At 68.0% G+C, this 15,185-nt stretch carries 12 protein-coding genes and 2 pseudogenes; 12 read left to right on the plus strand and 2 right to left on the minus strand.

The window, feature by feature from the left end; all coding sequences use genetic code 11:
- The first annotated feature begins 28 nt into the window (after positions 1–28).
- From DL544_RS15090 to DL544_RS15100, 3 genes and pseudogenes are all read left to right on the plus strand, one after another.
- A pseudogene (locus tag DL544_RS15090) lies at positions 29–1,728 on the plus strand (FecR family protein).
- Positions 1,725–3,347, plus strand: coding sequence for a CHASE2 domain-containing protein (locus DL544_RS15095; RefSeq protein ID WP_005418127.1), 1,623 nt, complete (start codon positions 1,725–1,727; stop codon positions 3,345–3,347). Before DL544_RS15090 ends, DL544_RS15095 begins: the two are co-directional and overlap by 4 nt.
- A 97-nt stretch (positions 3,348–3,444) precedes the next feature.
- Positions 3,445–3,897, plus strand: a complete 453-nt coding sequence (locus tag DL544_RS15100) for a DUF4442 domain-containing protein (protein ID WP_005418128.1) — start codon at positions 3,445–3,447, stop codon at positions 3,895–3,897.
- 135 nt (positions 3,898–4,032) lie between these two features.
- Here DL544_RS15100 and DL544_RS15105 read toward each other — a convergent pair whose 3' ends face one another.
- On the minus strand, positions 4,033–5,349 hold the full coding sequence (locus DL544_RS15105; RefSeq protein ID WP_139727457.1) for a hypothetical protein: 1,317 nt from the start codon (positions 5,347–5,349) through the stop codon (positions 4,033–4,035).
- A gap of 76 nt (positions 5,350–5,425) precedes the next feature.
- Here DL544_RS15105 and DL544_RS15110 point away from each other — a divergent pair, with 76 nt between their 5' ends.
- The 9 genes and pseudogenes from DL544_RS15110 to rnfB all read left to right on the plus strand — a co-directional run bounded on the left by DL544_RS15110 (position 5,426) and on the right by rnfB (position 14,637).
- On the plus strand, positions 5,426–6,109 hold the full coding sequence (locus DL544_RS15110) for a DUF502 domain-containing protein (RefSeq protein WP_005418129.1): 684 nt from the start codon (positions 5,426–5,428) through the stop codon (positions 6,107–6,109).
- Entirely contained in the window at positions 6,106–6,894 is a 789-nt protein-coding gene (locus DL544_RS15115; RefSeq protein ID WP_065185485.1) for a queuosine precursor transporter, read from the plus strand. The genes DL544_RS15110 and DL544_RS15115 overlap by 4 nt, the downstream gene beginning before the upstream one ends.
- Positions 6,895–6,988: 94 nt before the next feature.
- Positions 6,989–8,929 (plus strand): DUF885 domain-containing protein, encoded by a 1,941-nt coding sequence (locus DL544_RS15120; protein WP_139727459.1) that lies wholly within the window; start codon positions 6,989–6,991, stop codon positions 8,927–8,929.
- A gap of 16 nt (positions 8,930–8,945) precedes the next feature.
- Entirely contained in the window at positions 8,946–10,016 is a 1,071-nt protein-coding gene (locus DL544_RS15125; RefSeq protein WP_053498963.1) for a serine hydrolase domain-containing protein, read from the plus strand.
- The gene (gene gloA2 / locus DL544_RS15130; protein WP_065185483.1) at positions 10,013–10,417 is read left to right on the plus strand and encodes an SMU1112c/YaeR family gloxylase I-like metalloprotein; all 405 of its coding nucleotides are present in this window, start codon (positions 10,013–10,015) and stop codon (positions 10,415–10,417) included. Before DL544_RS15125 ends, gloA2 begins: the two co-directional genes overlap by 4 nt.
- A gap of 495 nt (positions 10,418–10,912) precedes the next feature.
- Positions 10,913–11,356 (plus strand): DUF2147 domain-containing protein, encoded by a 444-nt coding sequence (locus DL544_RS15135; RefSeq protein ID WP_065179246.1) that lies wholly within the window; start codon positions 10,913–10,915, stop codon positions 11,354–11,356.
- A gap of 99 nt (positions 11,357–11,455) precedes the next feature.
- A complete protein-coding gene (gene metG / locus DL544_RS15140) occupies positions 11,456–13,531 on the plus strand; it encodes a methionine--tRNA ligase (RefSeq protein ID WP_139727461.1) in 2,076 nt (691 codons plus the stop codon).
- A 78-nt stretch (positions 13,532–13,609) separates the two neighbouring features.
- Positions 13,610–14,200 (plus strand): HAD family hydrolase, encoded by a 591-nt coding sequence (locus DL544_RS15145; RefSeq protein WP_005418147.1) that lies wholly within the window; start codon positions 13,610–13,612, stop codon positions 14,198–14,200.
- A 24-nt stretch (positions 14,201–14,224) separates the two neighbouring features.
- Positions 14,225–14,637: pseudogene (rnfB, locus tag DL544_RS15150) on the plus strand (Rnf electron transport complex subunit RnfB).
- A gap of 50 nt (positions 14,638–14,687) precedes the next feature.
- Here the strand turns inward: rnfB and DL544_RS15155 are convergent.
- Entirely contained in the window at positions 14,688–15,035 is a 348-nt protein-coding gene (locus DL544_RS15155; protein WP_005418155.1) for a RidA family protein, read from the minus strand.
- Positions 15,036–15,185: the final 150 nt, after the last annotated feature.

Here is a 15,185-nt window from a genome sequence, read left to right on the forward strand (position 1 = left end):
ATCCGTTCGGGGGGATGAGGTCGGGGCCATGGGGTCTTGCAGCTGCACCCCCGCATTGCCGGGATTGCAAACTGTGACCGTCGTCCGCTCTCTGTCGTTCGCCATGCATTTAACGGGCGCTCTGCTCTGCGCCCTCTTCCTGATGCCCGCCCTTGCCGGCGCCCAGGACTGGAACTATCGCGTCCGGCCCGGCGATACCCTGTGGGACCTGGGCGGGCTCTACCTGAAGCCCTCGGTACGCTGGCAGCAGCTGCAGCAGCACAACCGCATCGACAACCCTTACCAGTTGCCGCCGGGCCAGCTGCTGCGCTTCCCGATCAGCTGGCTGCGCACCGAACCGGCGCCGGCCCGGGTGCTGTCCGTGCGCGGCAAGGTCGCGCTGGCAGGCGCCGATGGCACGGCGACCCGCGCGCTCCAGGCCGGCGAACAGCTGCATATCGGTGACACCGTGGAGACCGAAGGCGACTCCAGCATCACCCTGGAATTCGCCGATGCCTCGCGCCTGCAGCTGCGCGAGTACTCGCGCCTGCGCCTGGATCAGCTGAGCCGTTACGGCCACACCGGCATGGTCGACACCCGACTGCGCCTGCAGCAGGGGCGAGCCAGCAACCGGGTGACGCCGGCGCGCGGTCCCGCCTCGCGTTACATCATCGATGCGCCCACCGCGACCAGCAGCGTGCGCGGCACGGTGTTCCGGGTCAGCGCCGGGGATGACGGGCACGTCGGTGCCACCGAGGTCCTGCAGGGCAAGGTGCAGGTCGGCAACTCCCATGGCCAGCGCCTGGTCCGGCCGGGCCAGGCCACCCGCAGCAGCAGTGCCGATGCGGCGCCCGCTGCGGTCTCTGCACTGCTGCCGGCGCCGGCGCTGCGCAATGACGCGCTGCGCCTGGCGCCGCTGCCGACCCTGCTTGCCTGGGAACCGGTCAATGGCGCCGATCATTACCGGGTGGAAGTGGTGCAGGCGGCAACGCCGGAGATCCTCCTGTTCGCCGCCACCACCGCCGACACCCGGCTGGCGATCGGCGACCTGCCGCCTGGCCAGCTGCGCATCCTGTTGCGCGCGGTCGACGCCCAGGGGGTCGAAGGCCTGGATGCCAGCGCCGATTTCGAGCTCGGTGACCAGCCACCACCGCCACTGACCGTATCGCCGCTGCATGGGCAGACGATCAACAGCGACCGCCCGCGTTTCCGCTGGAGCCAGGCCCCGGTGCGCGCAGCAGCGTCCTGCAGATCGCCACCGAGCCCAGCTTCCTGCAGCCCCTGCAGGAGCAGGCCACCCATGCGACCGACCTGCGCCTGACGCGACCGCTGCCGCCCGGCCAGTACTACTGGCGCGTGGCTTCGCGCGATGGCGAAGGCCGACAGGGCCGCTATGGCCAGGCGTTGCCGCTGCAGCTGAGCAATGAACCAGTGGACCCGGCACTGCAACCGCCCGAGGCCGCACACGGCGAGCTGACGCTGCGCTGGCAGGCCGGCAGCGAAGGCCAACGCTACCGGGTGCAGGTGGATCGCCGCGGCGACTTCAAGGCACCGCTGGTCGACGAAACCGTGGATCAGCCGCAGGTGAGCTTCAAGCGCCCGTGGAGCGGCACCCTGCATGTACGCGTGCAGTACATCGACGATGACGGCCACGCCAGCGCGTTCTCGCCTGCCCAGCAGGTCCCGCTGCCGTGCCGCCTGTGCTACGGCGCGGGTGGCGGTGCCCTGCTGCTCTGGTTGTTGTTGTGAGGCGCTCGCCGCTGCCATGGTCGAAGCGGATCCTGCTGGCCCTGCTGGCCGGCGGGCTGACCATCGTGGCCAGCCAGGGACAATGGCTGTGGCGGCAGGACGAGGCGGCCTATGATGCGCTGGTCGGCAACTGGGAGTACCGCCCCGATCCCAGCGTGCTGATCGTCGCCATCGACGAAGGCAGCCTGCAGCGCATCGGCCAGTGGCCCTGGCCACGCTCGGTGCATGCACGCCTGCTTGACCGCCTGACCGATGCCGGCGCCGAACGCGTCGCGCTGGACCTGATGCTGTCCGAACCGGATCGCCGTGACAGCCGACAGGATGATCAACTGGCGGCCGCCATCCGACGCAATGGCCGGGTGGTGCTGCCGGTGCTGGCCGCACCGGCGGCCGGCGACCGCATGGCCGAGGAAATGCTGCCGATCCCACAGATCGCTGCCAGTGCTGCCGCCATTGGCCACACCGATGTCGAGGTGGATGGCGACGGCGTCGCCCGTGGCGTCTATCTGCACGCAGGTATCGGCCAGCCGCACTGGCCGGCACTGGGCCTGGCACTGGCCGACCTGCCTGCCGGTGCCGTACGCGGCCTGCCCGATCCCGACCCGGAACTGGGCTCGCCCTATCAATGGCGTCGCGACGATTACGTTCGCGTGCGCTACGCCGGCCCCCCCGAGCGGCTGCCACAGGTGTCCTATGCGGACGTTCTCGATGGCCACGTGGACATGGCGATGCTGCATGGCCGCCGCATCGTAGTTGGCATGACGGCCAGCGGCATCGCGCCCCGCCTGCTGACCCCGACCACCCGCGAGTTCTGGATGAGCGGCAGCGAGTACCAGGCCAACATCACCTCGATGCTGCTGCAGCACAAGCAGATCGATGTTCTACCGCATGCCTGGCAGCACGCCATCAGCGGTGTGCTGGTGGCGCTGTGCGTGATCCTGCTCGGCCTGCGCCTGCCCTGGCTGGTCGCGCTGTGTTCGTTGCCGATGCCTGCCCTGCTGAGCTGGCTGCTGCTGCGCACGAGTGACCTGTGGTGGGCGCCGGCCAGCGCGATGCTGGGCGTGACGCTGGCACTGCTGGTCTGGGCGGTGTGGCGGATCTCGGCCTGGCACCGCCAGGCCAACCGCGACGCCCTTACCGGCCTGGGCAACCGCCTCCGCTTCGAGCAGTCGCTGCAGCAGGAATGCGATGCAGCGCGGCGCAGCGGCAAGCCATTGAGCCTGGCGTTGATCGACGTCGACCACTTCAAGCGCCATAACGATCGCCACGGGCACCAGGTGGGCGACCGCGTGCTGCGTGATGTCGCCCGCCTGATCGGCGCCCATGCGCGCCGCCCGCGCGACATGGCGGCACGCTACGGTGGCGACGAATTCGCGCTGGTGCTGCCGGATACACCGGCCGAGGGCGCACGCCAGGTGATTGAGGACCTGATTGCCTGCGTGCGCGCATTGCCGGCGCCGGGCGATGGCAGCGACGATACCGTCACGCTCACCATCGGCGTATTCACCCGCGTGCCCGACGGCGAACTGCAGCCCCACCATTTCGTGGAAGGCGCCGACACCGCCCTTTATCAGGCCAAGGCCAACGGCCGCGACGGGTACATGATCGACGGCCCATGAGGCAGGACATGCACGCCGCCGTTGGACACACGCCCGGGGTGCAACATACGCATGCGAATGGCTAGACTGGGCACCTCGCCTCGCGCCCCGGACCCGCATGAACGCCCGCCTGTTCCGCTTCGGCATCAACCTGTGGCCACCGTTCCTGTTCACCGGCATCCATGTCACCCGCATCACGCCCGATTACCGGCAGATCGACGTCGAGCTGCGGCTGCGGCCGTGGAACCGCAACTACGTCGGCACGCATTTCGGCGGCAGCCTGTTCGCGATGACCGACCCGTTCTGGATGCTGGGCCTGCTGCACATCCTCGGCCGTGACTACTACGTGTGGGACCGGGCCGGTGCGATCGATTTCCTCAAGCCTGGCCGGGGCACGGTGCGCACCTCGTTCCGCATCGACGATGCGCTGCTGTCCGAACTGCGTGCCGAAGCGGCGGGCGGCGAGAAGGTGCTGCGCTGGTTCAGCAACGACGTCGTCGACGAAAGCGGCGAGGTGGTCGCCCAGGTGCGCAAGCAGGTCTATCTGCGGTTGAAGCCACACGCGCGCTGATCCGGCGCGGGCGCTGTCCTCTGCTGCCCTGGCAGGGAGGCTTCGATGCGCGCGTATGCGCGTGCACCTGCGGTGCGACGCGGAGCGAAGGCAGCCGCGAGGATGACGAGGACAGCGCGCACTGGCCGCCGCTGCTCAGTCGCGCGCGGCGGCGGCCGGGGCGTCCCCTGCCACCAGCGATACCGACAACCATGGGCTCTCGTCGGTGCTGCGCGGCGCTGAGCGCCGCGGTACCTGCAGGCGGCGGCCATCGGCCGACAACTGCGGTGTCCGCACCTGCGAGCGGAACTGGCCAGGCAAGCGCTTCAGCGCATCCACAGGGTCCTCGGCCTGCTGTCGCAGCCAGCGTTGCGCACCGATCAGCCGCACCATCGCGGCGGCATCCTGGGGCCGTGACGAATACGCGGGATAGGCCGGGCCCGCGATATCGGCCAGCACGCACCCCATGACGTTCGACAGGCAGCCGAAGTCATGCTGCGGCGGTGCCGGCACCGGCAGCGGGCGATCCGCCTCCAGCGCGGTCATCGCCGCCGCGCCACAGGCCCAGCCCAGGTTGCCCGCCACTCGCGCCAGGGTGCTGCTGCGATCGAGTACCAGCACGCCACCGAACTTCTGCGCCGAGGTTTCGATCGCAGCCCTGCTCATCGCATACTCGCCCTGCATCGCACGGCACAGGCTCTGTTCGGCGGCCCGCATCGGCTTCATCGCCTGCTCGCATTCCGCTGGCAGCGGTTGGTCGGCCGGCAGTTCGACCAGCATGTCGGCCAGCAGCTGGGCATTGGCCTGCACCAGGCTGGCACCGATGATGCTCTCCACCAGGTAGCTGCCGCCCGTCACCAGCCGGCGGCCCAGCTGCAGCCCCCGGCAACTGCCACGCAGCGCACCGTCGATATCACCCTGCACATACGCCAGCGCGCGTGCGCTGGTGGCGTCGATCACCAAACCATAGGCCGGCATCGGCACCAGGATGCCTTCCCCTTTTGGCCGGAACGGCGACACGAAGTGATCCGCATCGGCCAGCTGGTCCAGGCGCGCATGCAGCTGCTGGTGGCCAGCGTGGGCATCGACGAAGCGCTGCGGGTCCGCACGCACCTGGCCGAGGCAGTCACTGGCGGTCGGTCCGCAGCTGGCCGAAGGCCGTGAATGCAGCTCGACGTGGTCTTCTGCCAGCTGCGGACGGGCGCCGCCATTGCCGCGCGGATCCGCCTCCCAGCGCTGTACATCCCGGGCCAACGCCTGATCGCGCTGGTCCGGGTCGAGATCGTCGAACGCGAGTGTCCACAGCAGCGCAAAGCCGTTGCGGCCATCAGCGGGCAGGCGGGCCTGCAACCGCTGCTGGGCCTGCAGCCGTGATTCCGGCACCGGCCACATGCGCGAGGCGCACCACACCACGATGGCCAGCACCAGCAGTCCTGCCAGGGCCCAGCCCAGTCCGCGCAGAATCTTCAACACAGCTTCCCTTCCATGCATCGTTGCCGCAGTCGATCCCCCAGCGTAATCGACCGGCCGTGGCCGCTACAATGCGCGCATGTCGCTCGAAGCCCCCGCCCTGGTCCCCCGCCCCTCCCTGCAGCGCCTGTTCCTTACCGGCCTGCTGACCCTGCTGCCGATCTGGCTGACCTGGGTCGTGGTCAAGTTCGTGTTCGTGCTGCTTTCGGGCATTTCCAGCCCATTGGTGGTGCCGCTTTCCGAGCAGATCGCGACAAGCTTCCCGCATTACCTCGGCTGGGTCCGTGCCGAATGGATCCAGAACACCATCGCCCTGCTGGCCACCCTGCTGGTGATCCTGGCGGTGGGCGTGGCCAGCCGCCGCGTGCTCGGCCAGCGCCTGCTGCGCTGGGTCGGCGCGGTGATCAAGCGCATTCCGTTGGCCAGCATCATCTACGACAGCGCCAAGAAGCTGCTGGACATGTTGCAGACCGAACCGGGCAGCACCCAGCGCGTGGTGCTGATCGACTTTCCGCACCGCGACATGAAGTCGGTCGGGCTGGTCACCCGCGTGATCAAGGAGCACGGCACCGACCGTGAACTGGCCGCGGTGTACGTGCCAACCACACCGAACCCGACCTCGGGTTACCTGGAGATCGTGCCGGTGGAGCTGCTGACCCCGACCGACTGGACCGTCGACCAGGCCATGAGCTTCATCATTTCCGGCGGTGCCGTCGCACCGTCCAGCGTTCCGTTCACGCGCGCAGGCGAACGCAGCGAATGACAACCGCGGCGCCGATCGAGCGCCCGCTGCAGGACCGCGCGGTCCTGCTGTTCATCGTGCTGGCCGCGTTCTTCTGCGGCAACGCCGTGCTGGCCGAACTGATCGGGGTGAAGATCTTCGCGCTGGAAGACACCCTCGGCATCGATCCGCTGAACTGGAACCTGTTTGGCCAGACCGGCTCGCTCAGCTTCACCGCCGGTACCCTGCTGTGGCCGGTGGTGTTCATCATGACCGACACGATCAACGAGTTTTTCGGCAAGCGCGGCGTGCGCTTCATCTCGTGGTTGGCCGTGGTGCTGATCGCCTATGGCTTCCTGTTCGCCTTCGCAGCGATCTCGCTGGCGCCGGCCAGCTGGTGGGTCACCTCGATGGACGGCCACGGCGTGCCGGACTACCAGGCGGCATTCGCCGCGGTGTTCGGCCAGGGCATGTGGACCATCGCCGGTTCGCTGGTCGCCTTCCTGCTCGGCCAGCTGATCGACGTGGCCGTGTTCCATCGCATCCGCCAGGCCACCGGCGAGCGCCACGTGTGGCTGCGTGCGACCGGATCCACCGCGATCTCCCAGGTGGTGGACAGCTTCGTGGTGATCTGGATCGCCTTCGTGCTCGGCCCACAGCACTGGCCGACGTCGCTGTTCCTGGCCGTCAGCAGCGTCAACTACATCTACAAGATGGGCTTTGCGATCGCATTGATCCCGTTGCTGTACCTGATGCGGCGCGCGATCACCCGCTACCTGGGCGCCGACAGGGCCGCCGCCCTGCGCGCCGCGGCCGCGGCTGACTGAAGCCCCAGCGGCAAAAAGCTGACTGCGCCTTCACGCTGGCCGTACGCGGCCGGATCGTGCAAGCTCCACGGTCTGTGTTCCACGGAAGCTCCTGATGCCGCATCCCACCCGCGCCCTGGCCGCCGCCATTGCCGCGTTGTTCCTGTTCAGTGCCATGCCGTCGGCCGAAGCAGCGAAGAAAAAGGCCAGCCGCCCTGCCGCTGCGCAGACCCGCCAGGCTGCCAAGCCCAAGGCCAGGCCCGCCCGCGCCACCGCGCCGGCGCGTGGCAGTTCGGCGCGCCGCGCCGCGCCCCGCCCGGTCGCCCCGGCCCGGGCCGTACCCAAGCAGGTGCAGCTGGAGCGCCTGTACGACGAATACTGGGATGCCTCGATGCGGTTGAATCCGCTGCAGGCGACCTTCCAGGGCGAGGCCCGCTACAACGACCAGCTGCCCAACATCCTGTCCGCCGCCTGGCGCCAGCAGTCGCACGACTTCACCACGCAATGGCTGGGCAAGGTCGAGAAGCTCGGCAGTGACGGCCTGCAGGGCCAGGACCTGCTCAGCTACGAGATCTTCGTGCGCGACGCGCGCGCATCGCTGGCCGCCGAGCGCTACCCGAGCTGGATGATGCCGATCAGCCAGTACTACAACATCGGCAGCATCATGGCGATCCTCGGCTCCGGTGCGGGCGCGCAGCCATTCAACACCGTGCAGGACTACGACACCTGGTCACGCCGTTCGCTGGGCATTCCCGAGCTGTTCGACCAGGCCATCGACAACATGCGCCAGGGCATGAAGGCCGGCGTGGTGCAACCACGCGACCTGATGGAAAAAGTGCTGCCGCAGCTGGATGCGGTGATCAAGCCGACCGCCGAGGAGAGCATTTTCTGGTCGCCGATCCGCACCATGCCGAACACCATCCCGGCTGAGGACAAGGCGCGCATCAGCGCCGAATACAAGCGCATGATCGAGCTGCGCATCATGCCGGCCTACCGCGCCCTGCGCGGCTTCATCGCCACCGAATACCTGCCGGCCACACGCGCCAGCAGCGGCCTGGGCGCATTGCCCGATGGCCAGGCCTGGTACGCCAACCTGATCGTGCAGACCACCGCCAGCGACCAGACCGCCGCACAACTGCATGCGCTGGGCGAACAGCGCGTGCAGGAACTGCAGGCGCAGATCGCCACGGTAATGAAGGACGCCAAGCTGCGCGGTTCTCCCACCAAGCTGCTGCGCAGCATGCGCAACGACCGCCAGTTCCAGTACGGCGATGCCAACGCGCTGATCAACCGCTACCGCCAGGTGCAGCAGCAGGTCAGCGTACGCCTGCCGCAGGTGCTGGATACCTTGCCGAAGGCACCGCTGGAGGTCCGTGCGGTGGAGCCGGAGCGCGCACTGACCGCCGCCGCTGCCGCCTATCAGCCGTCGGCGGCCGGGCAACCGGGCGTGCTGTACATCAACGCCCGCGACCTGCCCAGCCGCAAGCGCTGGAACGTGCCGGTGCAGTACCTGCATGAAGGGATCCCGGGCCACCACGTCCAGCTGGGCCTGCAGCAGGAGCTGGCCAAGCTGCCACGCTTCCGCCGCCTCGGTGGCGATCTCGCCTTCGTCGAAGGCTGGGGCCTGTACGCCGAAACGCTGGGCGAGGACCTGGGCATCTACACCGATCCCTACGACCGCGTCGGCTACCTGTACTCGCGCCTGCTGCGTGCCGCCCGCGTGGTGGCCGATACCGGCGTGCACGCACAGGGCTGGAGCAAGCAGCAGGCCGTCAGCTACCTGCAGAAGACCGTGGACATGAGCAGTGACGACGCCGGTGCCGAGGTGGAGCGGATCATGGCCCAGCCCGGCCAGGCACTGTCCAACGTCGCCGGCCTGACCACCATCGTTGCCCTGCGCGACAAGGCCAAGGCGCGCCAGGGCGCCGCCTTCGACCTGCGCCGCTTCCACGCCGAACTGCTGAAGGACGGCTCGATGCCGCTGGACGTGCTGGACCGCAAGATGGAACGCTGGATGGTGCAGCCGGCCAGCACTACGGCCACGCCTTCACCTTGACCCCTCCGGAGCCGTCATGCGCCCTGCCGTCGCCCTGTTCGCCGTCGTGCTGGGCCTGCTGCCTTCAACGGGTATCGCCGCACCGGTGCTGAAACCACCGGATGCGGGCATCGACGGCCTGATGCAGGCCTACGACGGCCAGGTACCCGGCGCTGCAGTCCTGGTGCTGCACGACGGGCAAGCGGTGTTCCGCCGTGGCTACGGCCTGGCGGTGGTGGAGGACGGCACCGCCGTCACCCCGGCCAGCAACTTCCGGCTGGCCTCGGTCAGCAAGCAGTTCACCGCTGCGGCGGTGCTGCTGCTGGTGGAGGATGGCCGGCTTGGGCTGGATCAACCTGCCCGGCAGTGGCTGCCCGAACTGCCCCCGGCTGCCGCGGCCATCACGATCCGCCAGCTGCTATCGCACACCGGCGGCCTGCTCGACTACGAAGACCTGATGGATCCGGCTGACACTCGGCAGGTGCATGACGCCGATGTGCTGACCCTGCTGTCGCGCCAGGACCGGCTGAACTTCGCGCCGGGCACGCAGTACCACTACAGCAACAGCGGCTATGCGCTGCTGGCACTGATCGTCGGCCGCGCCTCCGGCCTGGATTTCGCAGCCTTCCTGCAACAGCGCATCTTCCGCCCGCTAGGCATGGCCCACACCGTGGCCCATCAGGACGGCATCGATACCATCGCCGCACGCGCCTATGGCTACAGCTGGATCGATGGCCGCTGGCAGCGCACCGACCAGAGCGCCACCAGTGCCGTGCTCGGCGATGGCGGGATCTACTCCTCGCTGGACGACCTCGCCCGCTGGGATGCGGCGCTGTACGACGACCGCCTGCTGTCGAAGGCCTCGCGCCGCGCGATGTTCAGCCCGGCCACATCGACATCCGAACCGGATGTGCCGCACTACGGCTTCGGATGGCGCCTGAACGGCCCGGTGCAATGGCACAGCGGCGAAAGCATCGGCTTCCGAAATGTGATCGTTCGATACCCGGAAAAGCACTTGACCGTGATCGTGCTGACCAATCGCAACGATCCCGAACCGTACCCGCTGGCGCAGAAGATCGCCCAGCGCTGGCTGGACACCCTGCAATGAACACCGGTTCCGACGCCCTGCTGGGCATCCACCACGCGGCACTGATCTGCAGCGATTATGCGTATTCAAAAGACTTCTACGTCCGTATCCTCGGCCTGCGCGTACTGGCCGAGAACCACCGCGCCGCGCGAGACTCCTGGAAGCTGGATCTGGCCCTGCCCGACGGCAGCCAGCTGGAACTGTTCTCGTTCCCCTCGCCACCGCCCCGCCCCAGCCGCCCGGAGGCCCAGGGCCTGCGCCACCTCGCGTTCCGGGTCGCTGCGCTGGAGCCGTTCATCGAACGCCTGGCCAGCCACGGCGTGGACTGCGAACCGATCCGCGTGGACGAATACACCGGCCGCCGCTTCACCTTCTTCGCCGACCCGGATGGCCTGCCGCTGGAGCTGTACGAAGTCGGTTGAGGCCCCGGGGGTCAGATCCCTTTTCCGACGGAAAAGGGATCTGACCCCATCGCCGACCCCATCGCCGCCACCGGAAACATCATCCACGCATGGCGTGGATCTACCGTGTCGACCAAGGTCGACACCTACCAACAGCCGAAGGAATTTGTCAGAGGTGGGGCGGTGTGGGTGGGCAGGACCGTTGGCGCCATGGATGGCGCCATCGAGCCCCAAGGGTGAGGGCGCTTTGCTTGCGAAGCACTGCTTCGCAAGCGCCCGAACGCCCAGCCGCCAGCGGCTGGGCCGGACCGCGGAGCGGAGTTTACGGCGTGTCCTGCCCACCCACACCGCCCCGCCATCCCACGGAATCCCGCCGTTGAGGTTGCCGGCCAGCGGCCGGCACTACCGCGGGTGCAGGGCGCAACCCTGCAACGCCCCCCTTCCCCATACTCCGCCGAATGGGTATACAGTCGACCCATGCCGGCACCGTGCCGGAATGAACCCTGGGAGGGGACCATGCGCAAGACCTTCAAGACCCTGCTGCTGGCATTGCCGATGTGCCTGGCCGCACTCTCGGCGCAGGCCGCCGACGGCGCCGCCGGCCGCTGGAAGACCATCGACGACAAGACCGGCAAGGTGAAGTCGATCGTCGAGATCACCCAGGCCCCCAACGGCACGCTGACCGGCAAGGTGGTCGACATCCTGCACTCGGACAAGGGCCCGAACCCGGTCTGTGACGGCTGTGAAGGCGCCAACAGGAACAAGCCGGTGAAGGGCATGACCATCCTCTGGAACCTGAAGGCCGACGGCGCCAACAAGTGGTCCGGCGGCACCATCCTCGACCCGGCCAACGGCAAGACCTACAAGTCGAAGATGGAACTGCAGCCCGGCGGCACCCGGCTGGACGTGTCCGGCTGCATCGCCTTCATCTGCCGCGCGCAGACCTGGCAGCGCGAATAAGCGCCCCGCACCTCCGTCAACCCGTGACCCGGCCCCGGCCGGGTCACGTCGTTGCGGGCATGCGATAATCTGCGGTTCCCCTCGGATCCACCCGCGACCATGACCCGTACCGCGCTCGTCACCACCGCCCTGCCCTACGCCAACGGCCCGCTGCACCTGGGCCACCTGGTCGGCTACATCCAGGCTGACATCTGGGTACGTGCGCGGCGAATGAGCGGCGGCAGGACCTGGTTCGTCTGCGCCGATGACACCCACGGCACACCGATCATGCTGGCCGCGGAAAAGGCCGGGGTCACCCCGGAAACCTTCATCGCCAACATCCAGGCCAGCCACGAACGTGACTTCGCCGCCTTCGGCGTGGCCTTCGACCACTACGACTCGACCAATTCGGCGGCCAACAAGGCGTTGACCGAGCAGTTCTACCTGAAGCTGGAAGCGGCCGGCCACATCAGCCGCCGTTCGGTCGCGCAGTTCTACGACCCGGCCAAGGGCATGTTCCTGCCCGACCGCTACGTCAAGGGCATCTGTCCGAACTGCGGCAGTCCCGACCAGTACGGCGACAACTGCGAAGTCTGCGGCGCGACCTACGCACCGACCGACTTGAAGGAACCGCGTTCGGTCATCTCCGGTGCCACGCCGGAAATGCGCGATTCGGAGCACTTCTTCTTCGAGGTGGGCCACTTCGATGCGTTCCTGCGCGAATGGCTGGCCGGCGATGTCGCCCTGCCGGGCGTGAAGGCCAAGCTGGGTGAATGGCTCAATGCCGAAGGTGGCCTGCGCGCGTGGGACATCTCGCGTGATGCGCCGTACTTCGGCTTCCAGATTCCCGGCCAGCCGGGCAAGTACTTCTATGTCTGGCTGGATGCACCGATCGGCTACTTGTCCAGCTTCCAGACCCTGTGCGGCAGGATCGGTGAGGACTTCGAAGCGCACCTGCGTGCCGGCACCGCCACCGAACTGCACCACTTCATCGGCAAGGACATCGTCAACTTTCATGGCCTGTTCTGGCCGGCGGTACTGCACGGAACCGGCCACCGCGCGCCGACCCGCCTGCACGTCAACGGCTACCTGACCGTGGACGGCGCCAAGATGAGCAAGTCGCGCGGCACCTTCGTGATGGCCCGTACCTTCCTCGATGCCGGCCTGGAGCCGGAAGCGCTGCGCTACTACTACGCCGCCAAGTCCGGCGGTGGCGTCGACGATCTCGACCTGAACCTGGGCGACTTCATCGCCCGCGTCAACGCCGACCTGGTCGGCAAGTTCGTCAACCTGGCCAGCCGCTGCGCCGGCTTCATCAGCAAGCGCTTCGACGGCCAGCTGGCCGCGCAGCTGCCCGACGCGGCGCAGTACCAGCGCTTCGTCGATGGGCTGGCGCCGATCCGTGAAGCCTACGAGCGCAACGACCCGGCTGCGGCGATCCGCTTGACCATGACCCTGGCCGACGAAGCCAACCGCTACATCGACGACGTCAAGCCGTGGGTCATCGCCAAGCAGGAAGGCGCCGATGCGCAGCTGCAGGCCGTGTGCAGCCAGGGCCTGAACCTGTTCCGCGTGCTGGTCACCGCCCTGAAGCCGGTGCTGCCGGCCACCGCCGCGCAGGCCGAGGCCTTCCTGGCCGCGCCGGTGAACGACTGGACCGAGCTGGCGCAACCGCTGCTGGGACACCGCATCACCCAGTACACCCCGCTGTTCACCCGTATTGACCCGAAGAAGATTGACGCCATGATCGACGCCTCCAAGGACACCCTGCAGCCGGCGGCTGCCGCTGCCCCCGCTGCCAAGCCGGCCGCCCCGGCCCCGGCCCTGGCCACCAAGGACGAAACAAAGAGCGCCGACGCGCCGGCCTACATCGGCATCGACGATTTCGCCAAGCTCGACCTGCGCATCGGCAAGGTGCTGGTCTGCGAGTTCGTGGAAGGTTCGGACAAGCTGCTGCGCTTCGAACTGGACGCCGGCGAGCTGGGCAAGCGCCAGATCTTCTCCGGCATCCGTGGCAGCTACGGCGAACCGGAGAAGCTGGTGGGTCGCAGCGTGGTATTCATCGCCAACCTGGCCCCGCGCAAGATGCGCTTCGGCCTGAGCGAAGGCATGATCCTGTCAGCCGGCTTCGACGGTGGCGCACTGGCGCTGCTGGACGCCGACAGCGGCGCGCAGCCGGGCATGCCGGTTCGCTGATGCCTGCAGCGGGCGTGGTTACGGCCGCGCCCGTCGGCAGCTCCGGCCCCGGGAGGCAACGCGATGGGAAGCAACGCAATGGAACTGGCGCTGTTCGACTTCGACCACACCGTGACCACCTGCGATACCTATGGCCGCTTCCTGCGCCGCGTGGCCACCGCCGAACAGCTGGCACAGGCATGGTGGAAAGTCGGGCCGTGGCTGGCCGCGTACAGGTTGAAGCTGATCTCGGCCGAACGCATCCGTGCACGCGTCACCCGCCTGACCTTCAGTGACCGCCACAGCGATGACATCGCCACGCTGGCCGCAGGCTTCTCGCGCGAGTTCCTGCCCGACGTGGTGCGCCCGGAAATGCTGGAGCAGATCCGTTGGCACAAGGAACAGCAGCACACCGTCGTGATCGTGTCCGGCTCGCTGGACCTGTACCTGCGGCCGTGGTGCGAGCAGCTGGGCCTGCAGCTGATCTGCAACCGGCTGGAAAGCCAGGACGGCCGCCTGACCGGCCGTTACGCTGGTGGCGACTGCGGCCCGCGCAAGGTCGAGCACATCCGCCGCCAGTTCGATCTGTCGCGCTACGTGCGCATCCATGCCTACGGTGACAGTTCCGAAGACAAGCCGATGCTGGCGCTGGCCCACGAGCGCTGGTTCCGCGGCAAGCCCCTGAAATAACCCAACGCGCAGCCTTCGCCACGCATGAGCCTGATCCCGCCCCTGACCGAACGCCTCGACCGCCTGCTGCCGCAGACCCAATGCGGGCAATGCGGCTATGACGGCTGCCGCCCGTACGCGCAGGCAATGGCACGTGGCGAGGCCGGTGTGGACCGCTGCCCGCCGGGTGGCGACGCCGGTGCACGGGCGCTGGCACAGGTGCTCGGCGTACCGGCGATTCCGTTCGATCGTTCGCGCGGCGAGCACAAGGCGGCCCAGGTGGCGTTGATCGTCGAAGCCGACTGCATCGGCTGCACCAAGTGCATCCAGGCCTGCCCGGTGGACGCCATCGTCGGCGGCGCCAAATACATGCACACGGTCATTGCCGACCTGTGCACCGGCTGCGAGCTGTGCATCCCCCGTGCCCGGTGGATTGCATCGAGCTGGTGCGCCTGTAACAGGGGTCAGATCCCTTTCCGCAGGAAAGGGATCTGACCCCATCCCGCAGTTACGGCACCGCTGCCGTCACCACGATCTCGACCTTCCACTCGGCGTGGGCGAGCTTGGCTTCGAAGGTTGCGCGGGCCGGAGTCGCGCCCTCGACCACCCACTCGTCCCACGCCTTGTTCATGCCGTCGAAGTCGGCGATGTCGGCCAGGAACACTTCCGCACGCAGCACGTGCTGGCGATCACTGGCGACCAGCGCCAGCAGCTTGTCGATCTCCGCCAGCACCTGCCGGGTCTGGCCGGTGATGTCCTGGCTGGTGTCTTCCGGAATCTGGCCGGAGAGGTAGGCGACCTTGTTGTACACGGTCATTTCGGACATGCGCGGTCCGACGTCGTAACGCTCCATCATGGGCGTGGCTCCTGCGGGTGATCAGGCCCGCATTGTCCTCCAATCCGGTCAACGGTGGGTGCACGGGTCCCCCGCGCGACGCGTCACTACCGGGCTCCGACACATCTGCTGGTCAAATGGCGGCGACAGGCGCACGATGCGCCACGCCCC

Origin of the sequence: Stenotrophomonas sp. pho (assembly GCF_006228405.1) — a bacterium.
GTDB lineage: Bacteria > Pseudomonadota > Gammaproteobacteria > Xanthomonadales > Xanthomonadaceae > Stenotrophomonas > Stenotrophomonas sepilia.